The following is a 21,356-nucleotide window of genomic DNA, read 5'->3' on the forward strand; positions in this document are numbered from 1 at the left end:
CATGAATATTTAATACAATTATCTCTCTCAATATATAAAATATTATATTTTTATCGCATAAATATTCATGAGCGGTATATTAACTTAGTAAAGCAATGGAAGCCAGAGCGGTGAATCCATCCCTTCTTTTGTTTGAATCATCGTCCATAATGTATCCAATAAAAATAATCTTGATGATTTTTTTCATGTTGTACTTCCTTTGTGTTAATATCTATTTAAGGTGTAGCAAATACGGGGTTAAATCATTAATAGATTTATTTCACTTGGAACAAATAATAAGTTTTTAAACGCGTTGATATGACAATAGTTCTGAAGTTGTGTGATGTGCACTTTACAACAATACTATAATAAAAAAGACATCTAATAATTTTACTTAGATGTCTTTAATTTTTTATACATTTGGGTATAATCCCATTTTCCTTAACAAAGGCCTAAACATAACAAAAATCATATATCCAATAATACCCCCAGAAAAGTTCAGTATTACATCATCAATATCGACAAACTTAAAGGGCGATTGATAAATAAGATCCTGTAATAATTGAGCAAGTTCAATCCCGACGGTTGCTATAAAACTTATAGCAAAAACACTTTTCCATCTTAATTTTGGATAACATAATGGTAAAAGCATTCCAAGGGGAACAAACATAATAATATTTGCAACTATTTGAAAAGCAGCGGATTCTCTTTCTGCAATAAACATTTCACTTATTGAATTAAAAGGAATTAAATTCATATAAGGGCCTGTTACAAATATTTTTGTATCTTCTATCAAGAAAGCATTTAACATAAGGGGAAAAATTGTATACTTGATTACACCACAAGCATATACATATAAACATGTTTTAAAGATAATCATCTCTAATTTTTCTCGTCTTTTCAACCATCTTAATAAGAAAAAGACAATATATACAATTAAAGCGATTGTCATTACTAATCCAGAAAATCTAAGCATGTTAACTCTCCTAATTCTTAGTTACTAATGGTTCCTTCGATTTTCACTGTGTACCAATCCATCGCTTTTTCAGCTTTTAAATAGTATTTACTTGATTTCGCATTTGCTTTTGTTGGAAATTCTTTTGTCTTATTTTTATAAAAATAATTCTTTCCTGAAGAAATACTGACTCTGCCAAAATAATCATCTATTCCAAATTTCTCTTTGTGCAAAGTTACCCACGAGTTGGGGTTACTATTCCCGAAACCTTTAGCCGAAACTTTCAATTTAACCGTTCCTTTGTTCAATGAATGATATTTTCCATTTGTAGCACCATTTACAGCTCGACGGTTCATCGAAATGGCTACTTTATTACTTGCTGCATAGACTGTAATAATTGGGGTTGCTATAATGCTTACACCTACAATGAAAGCCATTAGTCCTTTTAATAATCTCATCTTTCTGTTCATCTTGTTGCCTCCTTTTTGTAATCAATAGTTGCAATGCAAGAGTATCATAAAAAAGCGATGTATAACCAAAAATGTAATGAAATGTCCGATTCTTGTCGTGAACGACTAGAAAATGGAGCTTATTAGAGATATTTTTACACAACGTGAGTATCATTAAGTTTTTTGGTTATAAGATAATACTCATTATCAGTTACTATTCACATTTTAAACATTCCTGTTTCTATTTATCACAAAAAATACATATCAATCCAAGATATGCGTTATTTCACTTATGAATATTCCTTATTTATTTAATTATTTATCAGTTTTATTTATTACTAGGTGAATAATATAGTATAATTATTCACCTACGACAGACGAGACACGAGAAAAATTAATGAGTACGATGAAAGACAGATTGTAAGAAATCTAGAAAATTGTGGGATAAAATAAAATTAAAAAAATCCCACAATCATTTGATATTGTATGATATTCAAATGAAATCAAAAAAATAAAAACCCCGTATTTCCTAAGAAAATACGGGGTTTTGATATCATATAAAATCGATTTAAAGTGGATTTATTTTTTCACTTGGCTCATTACTTCTTCAACAAAGTTATCTTCTTTTTTCTCGATTCCTTCGCCTACTTCGAAACGTACGAATGATACAACTTTACCACCGCTTTGTTTCACGTAGTCACCTACAGTGATGTCTGGGTTTTTAACGAAAGGTTGGTCTTCTAAGGAAATTTCGCTTAGATATTTTTTCAAACGGCCTTCTACCATTTTTTCAACGATATTAGCTGGTTTGCCTTCGTTTAACGCTTGTTGAGTTAATACTTCTTTTTCGTGTTCCACTTCTTCAGTAGAAACGTCTTCACGAGAAATGTATTTAGGGTTGATTGCAGCGATGTGCATTGCAACGTCTTTTGCAACAGTAGTATCAGTAGTTCCTTCAAGAAGTGTAAGAACACCAATACGTCCGTTCATGTGGATGTATTCACCGAAAGCAGAGTTGTCTGCTTTTTCTTTTACTTCAAAACGACGAAGGGAAATGTTTTCACCGATTTTTGTAATTGCTTCAGTGATGTAGTCTTGAACAGTTTGACCATTAGGCATTTCTGTTTTAAGCGCATCTTCTAAGCTATCTGGACGAACTGCAAGAATTTGTTTAGCTAAAGCGTCAACTAATTGTTGGAAGTTATCGTTTTTAGCAACGAAATCTGTTTCAGCATTTACTTCAAGTACTACGGCATGTTTTTCATTGCTGATTACATGAGTCATACCTTCAGAAGCAACACGATCAGATTTTTTCGCAGCTTTAGCGATTCCTTTTTCACGAAGATAGTCAATTGCTTTTTCCATATCTCCTTCTGTTTCTACAAGTGCTTTTTTACAATCCATCATACCAGCACCAGTTTTTTCGCGTAATTCTTTTACCATTTGAGCTGTAATATTAGCCATTTATTTTCCCTCCAATTTTTCTCTTTAAAAAAGGTGATAAGAATAGTGCCTTATCACCTTGAAAGTTTCAAATAAAATCTTATGCTTCAGTAGTTTCTTCTGTAGCTTTTTCTTCTACAGGAGCAACTTCCGCTTCCGTTAACTCTTCCCCTTGGTTCACTTCAATGATAGCGTCAGCCATTTTAGCAGTTAAAAGTTTAACCGCGCGGATAGCGTCATCATTTGCAGGGATTACGTAGTCGATTTCATCCGGATCACAGTTTGTATCAACAATACCGATGATAGGAATATGAAGTTTACGAGCTTCTGCAACCGCAATACGTTCTTTGCGTGGGTCAACGATGAATAATGCATCAGGAAGACCTTTCATGTCTTTGATTCCGCCTAAGAAGCGTTCTAATTTTTCTTGTTCTTTTTTAAGAAGGACAACTTCTTTTTTAGGAAGGACTTCAAAAGTTCCATCTGCTTCCATTCTTTCGATTTTTTTAAGGTGTTGAATACGTTTTTGAATAGTTTCAAAGTTAGTTAAAGTACCACCTAACCAACGATGATTCACGAAATATTGTCCAGAACGGATAGCTTCGTCGCGAACGGATTCTTGAGCTTGTTTTTTAGTTCCTACAAACAGGATAGTTCCGTTGTCGCTAGCTACTTCACGCATGAAGTTGAAAGCTTCGTCTACTTTTTTCACTGTTTTTTGTAGGTCAATGATATAAATACCATTTCTTTCTGTGAAGATATATTTCTTCATTTTTGGGTTCCAACGGCGAGTTTGGTGGCCGAAGTGAACTCCTGCTTCGAGTAATTGTTTCATTGAAATAACAGGCATTGTGTTATTCCCTCCTATTGGTTTATTTTTTGCGGATAACCGCCCTCCGCATGGATCAACCAGCTGAAAAACTTAAGCGAACAAGTCGTTAAGCACCTTCTCAGTCTGTCACCGTGCGTGTGTGATTTAACACCGTTTCCTAATATACCATAAAAACAGGAAATATGCAACCCGTGGTACATATCTTCTTTCTTCGATAACTAATTTTTTTCAACAATCATTTCAAGCTTTTCGGCTAAACTAAGAACAGCATGTTTTTTTATTCTTTTAAATTGCGCAATTTCATAAGGTATTTCCATCATCGTTAAAATATCTTTTTGTTTATCGATATAACATTTAATTAAAATAAAGCGGTGTAGTGCTTTCATGTCATTTAATATTCCCAAGTAAAATTGAACTAAGTGACCTATAGGAGTCAAACTTATTTTATTGCCTGTTAACACTTTTATTTCTATTAATCCGTCTGTATTGAGCTTTATTTTATTTTAGAACCTAGCAGAAAAACCAAATATTGAAATTCATCAAAAAAACTTTTTATGTTTTGTACTGTTTTAATGTAATCTATATTGTTTTTCGTCGTTGACACCCCGTTTTACTTTAATACTATCAAAACAGATTCATTATTTGTTATGCTAACTGCGTAAAAAAGCTTCGAAATTAGTAATAAAACTAATTTCGAAGCTTCTCTAATCAAATCACTACAATGTGTACAAATTTCCGTGGAACTGCAATTACTTCTTACAATTCTACGCTATTCATTGCGTCTTTTGGTGTACCAAAGAAATAAGTTAAAATGAATCCACCTAAATATGCTGCAATTAATCCGATGACGTAAGAAAGCCATTCATTATTCGCGATTAGTGGGATAAGTGCAACTCCTGATGGGCCGATTGCAATTGCTCCGACGTTACCAAAGTAGCCGATTACTGCCCCACCGATACCGCCTCCGAGACAAGCTGTAAGAAAAGGTTTCCCAAGTGGTATTGTTACCCCATAAATTAATGGTTCACCGATACCTAAAATTCCAACCGGTAGACCCCCTTTAATCATATTTACTAGTGGTTTATTTTTACGACAACGAATCCAAAGCGCGATTGCTGCACCAACTTGTCCGCCACCTGCCATAGCTAGAATAGGAAGTAAGATAGTATAACCATTTTGAGCAATCATTTCTACATGGATGGGTGTTAAAACTTGATGTAACCCAAACATAACCATTGGTAAGAATAACGTCCCTAGCACAAAACCTGCGAATACTCCTCCAACTTCGATTACCCAATTAATACCGTTAACTAAACCATCTGATACAAGTCCTGCAAAAGGCATAATTAAGAAAATAGTTACTAAACCAATAATAAGTAATACAAGCGTTGGCGTAAAAATAATATCTATCGCATTCGGAATGATTTTGCGCAAGTTTTTTTCAAGTACGCACATTAACCAAACTGCTAATAATACGCCGATAATGCCACCCTGTCCGGCTACGATAGGATCCCCCGTGAAAATGTTTGTAATTGTATGTCCTTCTGCTAATCCGGAAAGCAATGTTATCCCAGCGATTCCACCACCGAGTACAGGTGTTCCACCAAATTCATTCGCGGTATTAATCCCTACATAAATAGCTAAGAAGGCAAATATTCCTTTATTAATAACTCCTAAAATATCAATATATTGAGTCCAAACAGCAGCATCTAAATTTCCAGCTGTTATATTATTAGAAATAATTGCTGCAATACCAGCAATTAATCCCGCTCCAACAAAACCCGGAATTAGTGGAACAAAAATATTAGAGATTGATTTTAGTAATCTTTTAAAACCAGATGAATTATTTTGTTTTGCTTTTAATTCAGCTTTTGTTTTGGATGCTTTTTCTTCGACTAATTCCTTACCAGTTTTTGTGCCGCTATCCAAATTTTCTTGAATCGTTTCGCCAATTTTAACACCAGCCATTTCTGCCATTGCGCCGGCCACTTTGTTCACAACTCCTGGTCCAACAATAATCTGTAAAGTATCATCTTCTACAACACCGATAACACCCGGAACTTTTTTTAATCCAGCTACATCAACAAGGTCACTATCAACTATCCCCAATCGAACTCGTGTCATACAATGTGCAATTCTTGAAACGTTTTCCATTCCACCGACATGAATAAATATTTGTTTTCCAATTTCTGCTTCTTTTGTCATTATTCCAGCTCCTTATTTTTGAATGGTGTTTCGAACAAACCCTTTTGCTTCACTTAATTTTTCTAACGCTATTTCTTTGGTTGAATTGGTTAAGATCATGACAATGGCAACTTTGACATGTTTTTCAGCTGCTTCATAAAATTTATTTGCTGTTTCGTAATCAGCCTCTGTAGCTTCCATAATAATTCGTTTAGAGCGCTCTTCTAATTTTTTATTTGTTGGTAAAACGTCCACCATCAAATTTTTATACACTTTTCCAATTCCAACCATTGAAGCTGTTGAAATCATATTTAATACTAGTTTCTGAGCTGTTCCTGCTTTTAACCTAGTAGAACCTGTTAAAATTTCCGCTCCGGTCACAACTTCTACGGCTATATCGGCGTGCGCTGAAATTTTTGCATTAGCATTACAAGAAATTGCTCCGGTTTTAGCCCCGACAGATTTGGCGTAATCAAGTGCGCCAATTACATAAGGCGTTCTACCACTTGCAGCAATACCAATAACAAAATCGTTTGCAGTTAACTTAATTTGCTTTAAGTCGTTTTCGCCAAGTATTTTTGAATCTTCCGCACCTTCTATTGCAGCTACAAAAGCTTTTTCACCACCTGCGATTAAGCCAATGACCTGCTCCTTTGAGACCCCGAAAGTTGGAACACATTCAGCTGCATCAAGTACTCCTAATCTTCCACTTGTTCCGGCACCAAGATAAATCAAACGGCCACCTTTTTGAAAGCACGAGATGACACCGCTTACAATTAACTCGATTTGAGGTAAGACCTTTTTTATAGCTATTGGAACTGTTAAATCTTCTTCATTCATTACTGCTAAAATTTCTTTTGGAGAAAGTGTGTCTAAGTCAATCGTTTTTTCATTTCGTTCTTCTGTTGCTAAATTCTCTAACATTTTAACCACTCCTTCCAACACAGTATAATATAAATGAAATAAAATTTCAATATATAATTTTAATATTAAAATTTTTATTTATAATTGCTAGTAAAAAAATAGGCAGTAGCTTTAATTATCAAGCTACTACCTATCTTCTTTTATTCTCTAAAACGATTCGTGGCCTCTCGAGAATGTTTAATTTGTTGAATCATTTCGTCGTAGTGATGGGATGCATAATAGTAAAATAAAATGTCAATTACTAGCAATTGCGCTTGTCTTGAACTTGTTGCTGTACTTCTAATTTCAGCTTCTGGAGCACGAGAAGTTTCTAAAGATAAATCTGCTTTTTCCTTCAGCTTATTGCTACCAAAACGTGTAAGACTAATAACAATGACGTTGTTCAGTTTGGCTTGATCAACGAGTTGCAAGACTTCTGATGTTTCTCCACTGTTAGAAATAGCAATAAAAACGGCTTTCTTCTTCCCCGTTGCAAAAGCCATTGCTAGAACATGTGCATCTTGCGTAGCTAAAACATGTTTCCCTGCACGCAGCCACTTTTGCGAAATATCTTCTGCTACTAACCAAGAAGCCCCGACCCCGTATGTATAAATAGTATCTGCTTCGCCGAGTAATTCGCATGCCTCTAAAACTTTGGCTTCATCTAGTTGGCTAGCCGTATCGTTCATCGTTTGAATCATGTTGGAAACTAGTTTTTCTGTGATGGTATGAAAATCTTCATTTGGTTCAATATCATAATAGCCTTTCTTTTGCGGTTGAGCCAAATCTAATGATAATTGTCTTTTTAGTTCTGGAAAACTTTGAAGTCCGATTGATTTACAGAAACGGATAACGGCCGCACCGCTTGCATCTGCTTTTTGAGCTAGTTTATGAATCGATGCAGTAGTTGTAAATTCTGGATTTGCTAATACTGCTTGGCCAATTTTTTTCTCTGACTTCGGCAAATCATTTAAAATACCTTCTATTCGATTGATAATACTACCATTACTCATTAACTTTTCTCCATTCCATTTTCCGTAATTATACCAAAAAATTGGTCAAAAATAAAACTGCCAGCCAGAAGCCAGCAGTTTCCATTATTAGTTCGCAACAATATTTACAAGTTTCCCTGGAACGACAATCACTTTACGGATTGTTTTGCCTTCTAGGTTTTCTTTCATTTTGTTGTCTTCTTGTGCAATTTTTTCTAATTCTTCTTTTTCGAGAGATTTGGCAACGGTGATTTTGCTTTTTACTTTGCCGTTTACTTGAAGTACGATTTCTACTTCATCTTCTACTAGTTTTGTTTCGTCGTATGTTGGCCAAGCTACGTAGCTGATTGTTTCGGTGTGACCTAGGATTTCCCACAATTCTTCTGCAAGGTGTGGTGCGATTGGTGACAAGAGTTGAACGAAACCTTCGACATATTGTTTTGGAATCGTATCTTGTTTATATGCTTCATTGATGAAAATCATCAGTTGCGAAATCCCGGTATTGAAACGCAGGTTTTCGTAATGGTTGGTAACTGTTTTCACCATATGATGATATGCTTTTTCTAAGTTAGCATTCGCATCAGTTGTCACTTTTTCAGCGAGTGTGCCTTCTTCAGTTACTAGCAAGCGCCAGATGCGGTCTAGGAATTTACGTGCACCTTCCAGTCCATTTTCGTTCCATGCAATCGAAGCTTCTAGTGGTCCCATGAACATTTCGTACAAGCGAAGTGTGTCTGCGCCGTATTTTTCTACTACTTCATCAGGGTTAACAACATTACCTCTTGATTTGGACATTTTTTCGTTATTTTCGCCAAGAATCATACCTTGGTTAAATAGTTTTTGGAAAGGTTCTTTTGTTGGAACTACACCGATATCGTACAAGAATTTATGCCAGAAACGTGCGTAAAGAAGGTGAAGCACTGCATGCTCTGCCCCGCCGATATAAACGTCAACTGGAAGCCATTCTGCTAGTTTTTCTTTGTCAGCAATTGCTTCGCTGTTATTTGGATCGATATAACGCAAGAAATACCAGCTTGAGCCAGCCCATTGTGGCATTGTATTTGTTTCGCGACGACCTTTTCGACCGTTTTTGTCTGTTACGTTTACCCAGTCATGCAAGTTAGCAAGTGGTGATTCGCCTGTTCCTGATGGTTTGATTTCTGTTGCTTTTGGCAGAAGTAGTGGTAGTTCGTCTTCTGGTACAAGCGTTGTTTCCCCGTCTTCCCAGTGAATAACTGGAATTGGTTCACCCCAGTAACGTTGTCTGCTGAACAACCAGTCGCGCAAACGATACGTGATTTTACGGCTACCAATGCCTTCTTTTTCTAGCCAATCAATCGCAGCGGTAATCGCTTCGGCTTTAGCTAGTCCGTTCAAGAAATCAGAGTTAATATGTGGTCCGTCGCCAGTGAATGCTTCTTTTGTCACGTCGCCGCCTTCAAGAACAGGACGAATATTCAAACCAAATTGTTGCGCAAATTCAAAGTCGCGTTCATCGTGGGCTGGTACGGCCATAATTGCACCTGTTCCATATTGAATCAACACGTAGTCCGCAATCCAAATTGGCACTTCTTCACCGTTGATTGGATTAATCGCATATGCTCCTGTGAAGACACCTGTTTTATCTTTTGCAAGGTCGGTTCTTTCCAGTTCGCTTTTAAGTTCTACTTGTTTTTTATAAGCTTCAACTGCTTCTTTTTGTTCTGGTGTTGTGATTTTTTCGATAAGTTCGTGTTCTGGTGCAAAAACGGTATATGTTGCGCCAAAAAGTGTATCTGGACGTGTTGTGAAAACATTAAACGTTTCATCGCTATCTTTAATTTTAAAAGTAACTTCTGCGCCTTCTGAACGACCAATCCAGTTACGTTGCATATCTTTAATATTTTCAGGCCAATCCACTAGATCAAGATCATCTAGCAAACGATCTGCGTACGCGGTAATTTTAAGCATCCATTGACGCATTGGTTTGCGGAAAACTGGGAAGCCACCGCGTTCACTTTTGCCATCGATAACTTCTTCATTGGCTAAAACAGTACCAAGTGCCGGACACCAGTTTACAGCGATTTCGGCTTCATAAGCTAAACCTTTTTCATATAGTTTTTCAAAAATCCACTGTGTCCATTTATAATATTCAGGATCTGTTGTATTGATTTCACGGTCCCAGTCGTAGGAAAAACCAAGTGATTTAATTTGGCGAGTAAAGTTGGCAATATTCAGTGCGGTAAATTCTTCTGGGTCGTTACCAGTATCAATTGCATATTGCTCTGCAGGAAGACCAAAAGCATCCCAACCGATTGGATGAAGGACGTTCTTCCCTTGCATTCGTTTCATACGAGACAAAATATCTGTTGCTGTATAACCTTCTGGATGTCCTACGTGAAGACCTGCTCCAGATGGGTAAGGGAACATATCTAGTGCATAGAAGTTATCTTTATTTTTATCTTCTGTTGTTTTGAAAGTGTTATGTTCACTCCAATATTGTTGCCATTTTGGTTCCATTTTTTTGTGATTAAATGTCACTTTACTCATCCTCTTTTCCTTAAAATATCGAATTTTGGCTACAAAAAAATCCCTACATCCCAACGGCTTATCGCCATGGGACGAGAGATGCTTCTCCCGCGGTACCACCCACATTAGTGTTTGACCACTCAACTTATCAATTCCTTAACGCGGAAAACGGGGATACACCCAAGCTCCATGGTAAGTTCATCCAGATTTTGTGACTGACTTGCACCAACCGTCAGCTCTCTTTACATCAAAATATGCAGATTACTACTCCAATTCATCGCTATTTCGCAAAATTCATTAGTCTTATTGTAGCTGAATTTCATTTTTTTAGCAAGCGGTCTGAAGATTTATCTAACTTTCGTAGTAAAATGTGCTAAAATGAATGGAGAATTTCATTTGAAGGAGTCTAAAACTAGTGAAACAAACGAATCCATTTGTATATAGCAATGATAATAAAAGATATCATACATGGAACTACTGCTTAAGAGAAGAATTTGGGCAAAAGACATACAAAGTGGCGCTTGATGGCGGCTTTGATTGTCCGAATCGTGACGGTACGGTAGCGCATGGTGGTTGTACATTTTGTAGCGCGGCTGGTTCTGGGGACTTTGCTGGCAACCGAGCGCTTGATTTAAAAGTACAATTCCAGCAAGTGCGCGACAAGATGCAAACGAAATGGAAAGACGGGAAATGTATCGCTTATTTCCAAGCTTTCACGAATACACATGCACCGGTTGCCGAGTTACGTGAGAAATTTGAAACTGTTTTGAATGAGCCGGGTGTAGTTGGGCTTTCGATTGCGACAAGACCGGACTGTTTGCCAGATGATGTGGTGGAATATTTAGCTGAGTTGAATGAACGTACTTATTTATGGTTGGAGCTTGGATTGCAGTCTGCTCATGATGAGACTGGCCGCTTAATCAACCGAGCGCATGATTATGATTGTTATCTAGAAGGAGTGCACAAACTGCAAAAGCACAATATCCGGATTTGTACCCACATTATTAACGGTCTTCCAAAAGAAACACCAGAAATGATGATGGAAACAACGCGGAAAGTAGTCGAAAGTGGCGTGGATGGTATCAAAATCCATTTGCTCCATTTATTAAAAGGAACGCCAATGGTAGAAGATTATAAAAAAGGTGACTTAGAATTTTTAACTCGGGATGGCTATGTAAACTTAGTCGCTGATCAACTAGAGATCTTACCGCCTGAGATGGTTATTCACCGGATTACTGGTGATGGTGGCGTAGATGATTTAATTGGCCCTGTTTGGAGTTTAAATAAGTTTGAAGTGTTGAATGCGATTGATGCAGAACTTGTTCGAAGAGATAGCTGGCAAGGGAAACACTATCAACCTGTGGAAGTGATTTCTGAATGAATTTAAGAGGCATTCTCCCCTTCGCTCATGATACGCTACGAAAAGTAGTTCGTCCTGGTGATTATGTGATTGACGCCACTTGTGGTAATGGACACGATACGCTTTTATTAGCGGAACTTGTTGGTATTAATGGGCATGTACTTGGATTTGATATTCAACAAATGGCTGTTGATGCGACGAAGGCTCGTTTAGAAAATGCGGGTGTTTCTTCGCAAGTGGAACTCGTTTGCGCTAGCCATGCACGTATCCCTGCGTACACATCCAGACCTGTTCGCGCCGCTATTTTTAATCTTGGATATTTACCAGGTGGCGACAAAGAAATTACAACAACCGCTGATTCGACGCTAGAAAGCATTGGTCATTTAATGCAGCTGCTCGAAGTTGGTGGCGTCGTTATTCTCGTTATATATCACGGCCACCCTGCTGGAAAAATCGAAAAAGATGCTGTTGTGACTTTTTGTGAAGCAATCCCACAACAAGATTTCCACGTTTTATCTTATCAATTTATTAATCAAAAAAATGATGCCCCATTCGTCATTATCATCGAAAAAAGAAAACCTAGACAGGCTAATTAATAGCTTTGTCTAGGTTTTCTTTTATTTTCCAAAATCGTATTTATCTGCTACGTATACATCATACCAAATCATGAAAATAACAACTGTCCAGATTTTACGACTGTAGTCGAATTTACCGGCACAGTGATCGTCTAGTAATCCTAGAACGTATTGTTTGTTAATTAAATGATCTGTTGGTGATTCTTTAATGATGTTTTTAACCCAAGCGTTCATTTCGTCTTTTAACCAGTGACGAATTGGTACTGGGAATCCTAGTTTACGGCGGTTAAGTACGTGTTCTGGTACAAATGTTGCTGCCGCTTTACGTAAGATATATTTTGTTGTTCCATTGGTTGTTTTCATTGTATCTGGAATATTTCTTGCCACATTGTACACTTCTTTATCAAGGAAAGGTACACGGACTTCCAGCGAATTAGCCATCGTCATGCGGTCAGCTTTGAGAAGAATATCTCCGCGAAGCCACGTATGAATATCAATGTACTGCATTCTTTCTACAGGATGATAATTCGTTGTTTCTGCATAAAATGGATCTGTAATGTTCGTATAGTCATGACCAGCTTGATATTTTGGAAGTAAAATTTGTTTTTCTTTTTCCGTGAACATTTTGGCGTTTCCGATATAGCGTTCTTCCATCGGAGTGGTTCCACGTTCTAAGAAACTTTTACCACGCATACCTTCTGGCATAATGCGCGCCACGCTATTTAGCATTGATTTAAATACGCTTGGCATTTTGTTAAACATCGCAAGGGAATTCGGTTCGTTATAAATGTTATAACCACCGAAAAGTTCATCTGCACCTTCACCGGACAATGCAACCGTTACTTGTTTGCGCGCTTCTCTTGATAAGAAGTAAAGCGGAATAGCAGCTGGATCAGCAAGTGGATCATCCATATGCCAAACAATTTTTGGTAATTCTTTCATATATTCTTCAGGTGAGATAACATAACTAATGTTTTCTACGCCAAGTTTGTCTGCTGTTTCTTTTGCGACATCGATTTCACTGAAACCATCGCGTTCAAAACCAACAGAGAATGTTTTGATTGCAGGATGATATTCTTTAGCAATCGCAGCAATAATCGATGAATCAATACCACCAGATAGGAATGAACCAACTGGTACATCAGAGCGCATATGCATTTTTACAGAATCGTACATTACGTCACGCACTTCTTTAATCCATGCGTCTTCTGATTTAGTTACTGGTGCAAAAGATGCTTTCCAATAAGTAGTAATTTCCATTGGTTGACCAATTTTCTTCGTGAACTGATGTCCTGGTTCTAAACGTTTTACATTTTTAGTTAAGGAATCTGGTTCTGGAACGAATTGGTAAGTCATATAGTTTTGTAATGAAACTTCATCCAATTCTTTTTCTTTTAAAGCATGTAGAATGGATTTCTTTTCAGAACCCATGAACAATTTGCCATCTTCTTCTGCATAGAAAAATGGTTTAATGCCAAATGGGTCGCGTGCGCCGTAAACAAGTTCTTCTTGTTTATCCCAAATAACGAAACCAAACATCCCACGAAGACGTTCTGCTGTTTTTTCTTTGTATTTCGCATATGTAGCGATAATTACTTCGGTATCACTTTCGGTTTCAAATGTCATTCCTTCAGCAACTAATTGCTCACGGAGTTCCACATAGTTATAAACTTCTCCATTAAAAATAATCCAGTAACGTTCATTTTCATACGTTAACGGTTGATGACCGTTTTCTACATCAATAATACTTAAACGGCGGAAACCAAACTGCACGTGATCATCTGTGAAGTATCCTTCATCATCTGGCCCACGGTGCGTAATCATACTGTTCATTTGTCTAAAGGTTTCTTTATCAGCGCCAGTAATTTCTGTAATGCGGTCATGTACGCATCCTACAAATCCACACATGGTAACATTTCTCCTCTATATAGATAATCATTTTATCTTTTTTTCACAACGTCTATCATATCATAACTAGACTTTCTTTGCACTGTTTAGGAAAGAAAAAAACCGAACATTCCTTACAAGAAATGTTCGGTTAAGCTTATTTTACGATTAATTTTTTTAAGGCTTCTGCTTTATCGGTTCTTTCCCAAGGTAAATCAAGATCGCTACGGCCAAAATGACCAAATGCAGCTGTTTGACGATAAATTGGGCGACGCAAATCAAGCATATGAATTATCCCAGCTGGGCGTAAATCAAATAGCTCATTAACGCCATCAATTAATTCTTGTTCTGAATAGTCACTTGTTCCATATGTGTCAATCGAAATGGAAACTGGACGAGCAACTCCGATAGCATACGCGACTTGTACTTCTACTTTTTTAGCAAGTCCTGCAGCAACGATATTTTTAGCTACATACCTTGCAGCATAAGCGCCCGATCGGTCAACTTTGGTCGGATCTTTACCGGAGAACGCTCCCCCGCCGTGACGCGCATAACCACCGTATGTATCCACGATAATTTTACGCCCAGTTAAGCCCGCATCGCCAAGAGGACCACCAATAACAAAGCGACCAGTTGGATTAATAAAGTATTTCGTATCTTCATCTAAGAAAGAGGCATCAATCACTTCTGGGAAAAGGTACGTGTGCAAGTCTTTTGCGATTTGCTCTTGCGTAATGTCCGGATGATGTTGCGTCGAAACAACAATTGTATCAATCCGAACTGGTTGATTAAATTCATCGTATTCCACCGTTACTTGTGTTTTCGCATCGGGACGCAAGTAGTCTAATTTATTTGTTTTACGTAATTCTGTTAACTTACGTGCTAAGCCATGTGCTAAAAAGATTGGCAGTGGCATTAATTCTTCTGTTTCATCTGTTGCAAAACCGAACATTAATCCTTGGTCTCCCGCTCCGATTGCTTCAATAGCCGCATCGATTTCCTTACCACTTCTTGATTCTAGTGCTTCGTCGACTCCTTGCGCAATATCTGGGGATTGTTCATCAATCGCTGTTAAAACGGCACACGTTTCTGCATCGAAACCATATTTTGCACGTGTATAGCCGATTTCTTTAATTGTATCACGCACGATTTTAGGAATATCCACATAAACAGAGGTGGTAATCTCACCTGCTACTAATACTAAACCCGTTGTCACAGTAGTCTCACAAGCGACACGTGCGTCCGGATCTTTTGAAATAATTGCATCTAAAATTGCATCAGATATTTGATCTGCAATTTTATCTGGATGTCCATCAGAAACCGATTCTGATGTAAATAGATGACGGTTCTTAGCCAATTTATTTTCCTCCTTCAATTCTCTCCAAATACGTCTCATATAAAAAGCCTCTCTCTATTTTGCACAAAACGCGCACGAATAGAGAAAGGCTATAATTATACCTTTGCTCTCATCGTTCAGAAGATAATACTCCTGCAACAGATTAGCACCTTTCACTTATATGTGTAGGTTGCTGGGCTTCAAAGGGTCAGTCCCTCTACCGCTCTGGATAAGAGATAAATTTTAATTCTAAGATAGAATACCATAAACTGGTGCCAGATGCAATAATAATTCGGTTTTGTGTTATGATAAAACAGTCATCTATCCGCTAAAATTAGCTGAAAATTAGCGTTCATTATTTTTTCACTTATCATTATTTGTAACCTGTGGTATGATAGATGGATAAAAAAGATGTTTTACTTAACTAAAGGAGATTGTAACTATGAGTTTAATTCCACTATCCTTGATTATTTTTCTTGGATTTTTAGCAGTTTTATGTTTATTTGATTTTGTTTTTCGTTTATATTGGTTTAAATATTTCCTAGCAACTATGGGACTAATTGCAAGTGGTGTGGTATTTTTCATTAGTTTTTACGGCGGCGGGATGTCCCAAACAGAAATAGCTATTGCCATATTCATCGGTTCATTCGGTGAATATGTTGTATCTCTTATTATTAGCCTCGTTCGTTTTATTTCCAGAAAGTCAAAAAAACCTAAACAAAAGAAAAAAGCTAAAACAGCCTAAAAAGCTAGCGACATGTTTGTCGCTAGCTTTTTTTATTTGCGTCTAATAAGAACAAGTGAAGTGGCTAAAAGGAACATACCTACGATAACTGGAATAGTTGATGTTGTATCACCTAATGCTGGGATGCTTTCATTTGTAGCGGTAGTATTTTGCTTGGTAGGATTTACCGTTATATTGGCGTTTCTATCATTTGTCCCATTGCTGCCGTTATTCGTATTATTTCCACCATCATCTGGTGTCGGTGGTGTCGGCGGCGTCACTTTCTCTTCTACTGTGAGGCTTACATCGATTGTCTTAGCTTTATTCCCGTCTGCATCTACTGCATTTAAGTGGATAGTATATGTTCCTTTTGTTTTCAACATATTTGGATCGAAATCTGTCGTGATTTTAGAACCATCGTCCGTTGTAGCATGAATGTCTTGTAAAAATTCCGTTACCGTTTTATCTGTTCCAACAGGATAACTAATTTTCTTATCTGCCGTAATGATTGGCGCGGTAGTATCCTTTACATGAATAGTAATTTCTACAGGTGTGGCTTGGTTCCCTGCGGCATCAACAGCATACAGATGAACTAGATAATCCCCTGATGTGTTAACAATTGCAGGGTTATAATCGGTGGTTATTTTGGAACCGTCATCTGTATTGGCGCCAATTCTTGCAAGTAGTTGTTGTTCGGTCATTGGTACACCACGCTCGTTTGTTATTTCTCGGCTGGTTGTTTTTATAACCGGAGCGATAGTATCTTGAACTAGCACATTAATTTTAAGTGGCAATGCTTTGTTTCCACTTTGATCCGTTGCTTGGAGTAAGACTTCATAATTTCCTGTTTTTGTTAAATCGATTTTCGAAAAATCAGAGCTGATTGCGCTGTTGTCACTTGTTGCGGCATTAATATCGGTGTAGAATGCTTGCTCTGTTTTTGTAATGCCTCTTTCGTAAGTGATTGATTGGTCAGCTGTGATGATGGGAGGAATGTTATCTTCTACTTTCATTGTCACTTTTACGGGCGTTGCTTTATTGCCACTTGCATCCTCTGCATTTAATGTGACTGTGTAGGTACCAACCGTATCAAGATCTTTACTATTAAAATCCGTTGTTATTGTAGAGCCATCATCTGTAGTTGCTTCAATATCTGCTAAAAAATCCGCTTCGTTTTTATTGATAGTTCTTTCATAGGTGATTGTATTTAATGCATTGATAATCGGTCCTTTTGTATCTACCACGGTGATAGTAACAGTTACTGGATCTGCTTCGTTGTTGCTATCATCTTTTGCATTTAATACGACTTTGTAAGTTCCTTCTTGCGTAAGGACAGTTGGGTCAAAATTGCTCGTGATGGTTGATCCATCATTCGTCGTTGCGTGGATATCTGTTAAAAATTGAGCAGCAGTTTTGGTTGTTCCTTTTGCGTAGGTTATCGTTGTATCTGCTGTGATAATTGGTTTTTCTGTATCAGCGACAATGACGGTAATAGTGACTGGATCTGCTTTATTGCCACTTTCGTCTTCTGCGTTTAGCGTCACAGTATAACTTCCCGCTGTATCCAGATTTACCGCTGTATCAAAATCACTTGTAACTGGTGTGCCGTCATCCGTTTTAATAGCTAAATCTAGGAAGAATCCTGTTTCTTGTTTCTTTTCGCCGCGTTCATACGTAATGCTTGTGGCACTAGATGATATTACAGGTTTTTGCGTATCTTGCACAATAACAGTTACCTTGACTGGCAAAGCATAGTTCCCATTTTCATCAATAGCGCTTAACGTCACTTGATAAGTCCCTACTTGCTTCAAACTATTTGGGTTGAAGTTAGAAGTTACTGCTGAGCCGTCATTCGTTGTTGCATTTACATCCGTTAAAAAGGCAGCTGCAGTTTTCGTGGTTCCTTTTTCGTAAGTGATAGTTGTATCTGCTGTAATAACTGGTGGTGTTGTATCACGTACGGTAACTGTTACGGTGATTGGGTCAGATTTATTGCCACCTGCATCTGTCGAGTTAAGTGTGACATCGTAATCCCCCGGTCTATTTAAATCTACTACCGTTGCAAAATTAGAGGTGATTGCCGAGCCATCGTTTGTAGCAGCATGCACATCTGTTAAGAAATCAGTAGCAGATTTGGTTATGCCTTTTTCGTAAATAATCGCTTCATCTGCTGTAATTACTGGAGCAATGACATCTTTAACTGTGACATTTACTGTTCTTGGTATTGCTTGGTTTCCGCTAATATCGTTTGCCTTTAATGTGACTGCGTAGACTCCTGGTGTATCAAATTTCACTTGATCCGCAAAATCACTTGTAATCGTTGCTGGTTCATCTGTTGTTGCATGAATATCAGCCAGAAATTGTGCTTCTGTTCGTGTATTTCCCTGGTTATAACTAATCGCTTCGTCTGCACTTATAATCGGTGCTACCGTATCTTCTACTGTTACAATGACATAAATGGGATCAGATTGGTTGCCCGCTGCATCGGTAGCTTCCACTAAAACCGTATAATCGCCTGGCGAATCCATTCTCACCATCGTATCAAAATTGGTTTTAATCACCGCTCCGGCTTCCGTTTTTACATTTACATCGTTTAAAAATTGCTCTTCTGTTTTCTTGGTGTTTATTTCATACGTGATCTTGTCGTCAGCTGTCACAACTGGCGCTTGTCTGTCTACTGTGAACGCTTTTTCTGAGGCTTCTGATGTATGACCAATTCTGTCAGCCGCTGATACTGACAAGGTATAATTGCCATCATTCAATGTAGAGAGATCAATTGGAACTGGCGTTTGAACTCGAATGGTAGCACCACTCTCTTCCACACCTTGTTGGATAATAAGTCCATTCGCGTCTTTAATTGCCCAGTTGATTTTATACACGCCTGCGCCATTAATATCATCTTCCGCAACGACAAGAGCGGTTGTTGGATTGTACGGTTTCATGTTTACAGAAATAACTTTCGGACTTCCAACATCAACTACAGCGACACTTACTTTCACATCTTTCGCTGTATATCCACTCGCCGGGTCAAGTGATGCAGTCACATAATAAACACCTGGCGCATTCCAATCAACCGGGTTTTCAGGGTCTTCTGTTAGTTTAACGTATTTAGGATCGATGGACACGTTATCCATGGTTTCTGCATAAATATGAAAATGCCCTTCACTTCGAACATCTGTTAAGGATGTATACTTCCCAGCTGCTAGAGCCACACTCGTCACATCGATTACTGCAGTTTCATCAGCTGTCGAAGTCATAAGTGTAATTTCCTTACTAATTACAGCTGTTTTCGTTCCTTCTGTTCGCTTAATTGAAGCATCTACAGTTATTTTCTCATCATCTACTGCGGTAACTACATAAGTCACATTGTTAGCACTATCTAAACCATTAAATGCATGAATAGCATTTGCAGGAACTACTTCACCAACTTTAAAAGCTCCATGGCTATCTGCGTAGCTTTTCTCTAGTTTTGGGGTCTCAAGTGGGTGAAGCAATTGGATATTTCGTGTACCAGTGGTTTTATTTCCACTACCTGGCAAATATTCAATTTGATAAAGTTGCTGTTGTACGCCTACAGTATATAAATCAAACGTATTTTTAGTGATAGATTTTGTTATATCTGATGAATCAATTCCAGAGTATGCTTTCACCCCTTCCAGTTCATCAAAATCTGCACGACGTTCCCCTTGATAAAATGCTAAAATTGGATTACCTGTATCAAGCACTGGAGCTGGTTGCAAATTAAATTCTGCAAAAATCATCGCTCCATTCGGGTTCACATCATAGGTGTTCGGGTACTCTACATTTTGGATATATCCATCATTATTTAATCCGTCATAGCTAAAGAAACCATCTACTTTATTGCCGACGCCATTAATAATAGTGGTCAATGAATTATGTTGATTCGTTCTTAAAATCTGGCTATCCGTTACGTTCAAATCATTTCCAAGCGCTAAATAATATCCGTTATTTTTATTCAATGGCTCACTGCCGAAAATGCTTTCTTCTGCGTGTGTACTACCCCCTAAAAGCAGACCTTTTCCTTCACTGTAAATCACACTGTTTAGCGTTGTAGAGGAGTTCATCGCCATTTTTTTCGTCTCAACTACTTGTTCTGACGCGATATTAACAAGCGCGATATACCATGTGGTGGGGGTTGACATGACCACAAACACATTCCCATCGCCACGATCTTCCATAAATATATAAGGAGAAGAATTTGCTAAAATTTCAGGAACAGAATCAAATAAAGTAATTTCTTTATAATTATTTTCTGATTCACGAATAGACATTTTAAGTTGGTTCGCACCATTTACATCTGCGTTATAAGCCATTAGACCTTTATTATCGATTTTAAGAACATCGGTCCTTTGATATTTGGCCCAGAAAGTGTTATCTAATGGGTTAAATTCATTTTTAGTAATCGATAATGAAGCTGGTTCTAAAGTATACCGAATAAACTGTTTCCCTTGAGCAGCATACCTAGCTGAAGCTGACATGATTAATGTGTTACCTTCCATTTGAATATCCATAAAATAGGCATAGGTTAGATCTGATCTTGATGGAACACCGTAACTAACGTATGATTTATGGGCTATTTGAAAGTTACCATTTGCATCAATTGATTTTACAATTAATGTACTACCACCACCAGAATCACCGTAATAATTGACTACTTCCCCGCCAACATAAAAGGCAGATTTACTCGAGTTGGTTGTAATCGATTTATACGAACTAAACCATTTGTCAGCTGCATATTGTGAATTGTAATTACCGTCCTCATAGTTAACAACACGTGCCCACTCCACTTTTTTTGTGGTTCGATCGACACGCATTATAATCCCTTGATCACGGTTTGGAATTTTATTTAATTGCCCATTTTCATTTAAAATGGGGGTTCCTTGTATGTACTGACCTTGCACTGTTCCAATCAAAATAATATCACCATCTGAGGTTAATTCAAAATCCTCATCAATCGATAATTTCCCGTTACTTTGATCACTAATTGACATGTCTACCTCAAAATTAGGCAAAACTTTCCCTTCTGCAGATTGAAAGCGATTATCCGAAATTTCCGGTGAAATATCATCTGGAGAAATATCTCCCACCGATTTTGCTTCTGCTTTCATTCCAGTAAGACAAATTAATGCTAGCAAAAAAATCATCATACCTGTAAAAAATTTACTTTTCATTCATCCCCATCTCCCTTTTATAAACCCCCATTTGTTT

15 protein-coding genes, 1 riboswitch and 1 other annotated feature are annotated in these 21,356 nt (G+C 37.6%); of the genes, 3 read left to right on the plus strand and 12 right to left on the minus strand.

Features of this window, described 5'->3' with window-relative positions; translation table 11 throughout:
* Positions 1–391 precede the first annotated feature (391 nt).
* The 9 genes from GL301_RS08380 to leuS all read right to left on the minus strand — a co-directional run bounded on the left by GL301_RS08380 (position 392) and on the right by leuS (position 10,257).
* Positions 392–955, minus strand: coding sequence for a VanZ family protein (locus GL301_RS08380; protein ID WP_003726262.1), 564 nt, complete (start codon positions 953–955; stop codon positions 392–394).
* Between the two features lie 17 nt (positions 956–972).
* Positions 973–1,404 carry an Lmo1656 family SNX6-recruiting virulence factor gene (locus GL301_RS08385; RefSeq protein ID WP_003726263.1) on the minus strand — a complete coding sequence of 144 codons (432 nt, stop codon included), beginning with the start codon at positions 1,402–1,404 and terminating at the stop codon, positions 973–975.
* Positions 1,405–1,962: 558 nt separating this feature from the next.
* The gene (gene tsf, locus GL301_RS08390) at positions 1,963–2,847 is read right to left on the minus strand and encodes a translation elongation factor Ts (protein ID WP_003726264.1); all 885 of its coding nucleotides are present in this window, start codon (positions 2,845–2,847) and stop codon (positions 1,963–1,965) included.
* A gap of 79 nt (positions 2,848–2,926) precedes the next feature.
* Complete coding sequence (gene rpsB, locus GL301_RS08395) at positions 2,927–3,676, minus strand: 30S ribosomal protein S2 (protein ID WP_003723971.1); 750 nt, start codon at positions 3,674–3,676, stop codon at positions 2,927–2,929.
* 200 nt (positions 3,677–3,876) lie between these two features.
* Positions 3,877–4,119: an ArpU family phage packaging/lysis transcriptional regulator gene (locus GL301_RS08400; protein ID WP_003727334.1), complete on the minus strand. Its 243-nt coding sequence runs from the start codon at positions 4,117–4,119 to the stop codon at positions 3,877–3,879.
* A 295-nt stretch (positions 4,120–4,414) separates the two neighbouring features.
* Positions 4,415–5,863 carry a PTS transporter subunit EIIC gene (locus tag GL301_RS08405; RefSeq protein ID WP_003731803.1) on the minus strand — a complete coding sequence of 483 codons (1,449 nt, stop codon included), beginning with the start codon at positions 5,861–5,863 and terminating at the stop codon, positions 4,415–4,417.
* Positions 5,864–5,875: 12 nt separating this feature from the next.
* Positions 5,876–6,766: an N-acetylmuramic acid 6-phosphate etherase gene (gene murQ, locus GL301_RS08410; protein WP_003726267.1), complete on the minus strand. Its 891-nt coding sequence runs from the start codon at positions 6,764–6,766 to the stop codon at positions 5,876–5,878.
* A gap of 140 nt (positions 6,767–6,906) precedes the next feature.
* Positions 6,907–7,758, minus strand: coding sequence for a MurR/RpiR family transcriptional regulator (locus tag GL301_RS08415; RefSeq protein WP_003727332.1), 852 nt, complete (start codon positions 7,756–7,758; stop codon positions 6,907–6,909).
* An 87-nt stretch (positions 7,759–7,845) separates the two neighbouring features.
* Positions 7,846–10,257 carry a leucine--tRNA ligase gene (gene leuS / locus GL301_RS08420; RefSeq protein WP_003742319.1) on the minus strand — a complete coding sequence of 804 codons (2,412 nt, stop codon included), beginning with the start codon at positions 10,255–10,257 and terminating at the stop codon, positions 7,846–7,848.
* 73 nt (positions 10,258–10,330) lie between these two features.
* Positions 10,331–10,532 (minus strand) — a binding site (T-box leader).
* Between the two features lie 128 nt (positions 10,533–10,660).
* On the opposite strand from leuS, the gene GL301_RS08425 reads away from it, so the two are divergent.
* On the plus strand, positions 10,661–11,626 hold the full coding sequence (locus GL301_RS08425; protein WP_003726270.1) for a tRNA modification radical SAM protein MnmL/YtqA: 966 nt from the start codon (positions 10,661–10,663) through the stop codon (positions 11,624–11,626).
* Positions 11,623–12,201 (plus strand): tRNA 5-(aminomethyl)-2-thiouridylate-methyltransferase MnmM, encoded by a 579-nt coding sequence (locus GL301_RS08430; RefSeq protein ID WP_070298264.1) that lies wholly within the window; start codon positions 11,623–11,625, stop codon positions 12,199–12,201. Before GL301_RS08425 ends, GL301_RS08430 begins: the two co-directional genes overlap by 4 nt.
* A gap of 21 nt (positions 12,202–12,222) precedes the next feature.
* On the opposite strand, the gene asnB is transcribed toward GL301_RS08430, so the two are convergent.
* Positions 12,223–14,088, minus strand: a complete 1,866-nt coding sequence (asnB, locus tag GL301_RS08435; protein WP_003731601.1) for an asparagine synthase (glutamine-hydrolyzing) — start codon at positions 14,086–14,088, stop codon at positions 12,223–12,225.
* A 136-nt stretch (positions 14,089–14,224) separates the two neighbouring features.
* Positions 14,225–15,424 carry a methionine adenosyltransferase gene (gene metK / locus GL301_RS08440; protein WP_003727328.1) on the minus strand — a complete coding sequence of 400 codons (1,200 nt, stop codon included), beginning with the start codon at positions 15,422–15,424 and terminating at the stop codon, positions 14,225–14,227.
* Positions 15,425–15,530: 106 nt separating this feature from the next.
* Positions 15,531–15,639, minus strand: a riboswitch (SAM riboswitch).
* Positions 15,640–15,845: 206 nt separating this feature from the next.
* Between metK and GL301_RS08445 the strand changes: the two genes are divergently transcribed.
* Positions 15,846–16,148, plus strand: coding sequence for a hypothetical protein (locus GL301_RS08445; protein WP_003723256.1), 303 nt, complete (start codon positions 15,846–15,848; stop codon positions 16,146–16,148).
* A gap of 32 nt (positions 16,149–16,180) precedes the next feature.
* Here the strand turns inward: GL301_RS08445 and lapB are convergent, their stop codons facing one another.
* On the minus strand, positions 16,181–21,319 hold the full coding sequence (lapB, locus tag GL301_RS08450; RefSeq protein WP_070287385.1) for a surface-anchored adhesin LapB: 5,139 nt from the start codon (positions 21,317–21,319) through the stop codon (positions 16,181–16,183).
* Positions 21,320–21,356: the final 37 nt, after the last annotated feature.

Origin of the sequence: Listeria sp. LM90SB2 (assembly GCF_028867355.1) — a bacterium.
GTDB lineage: Bacteria > Bacillota > Bacilli > Lactobacillales > Listeriaceae > Listeria > Listeria monocytogenes_B.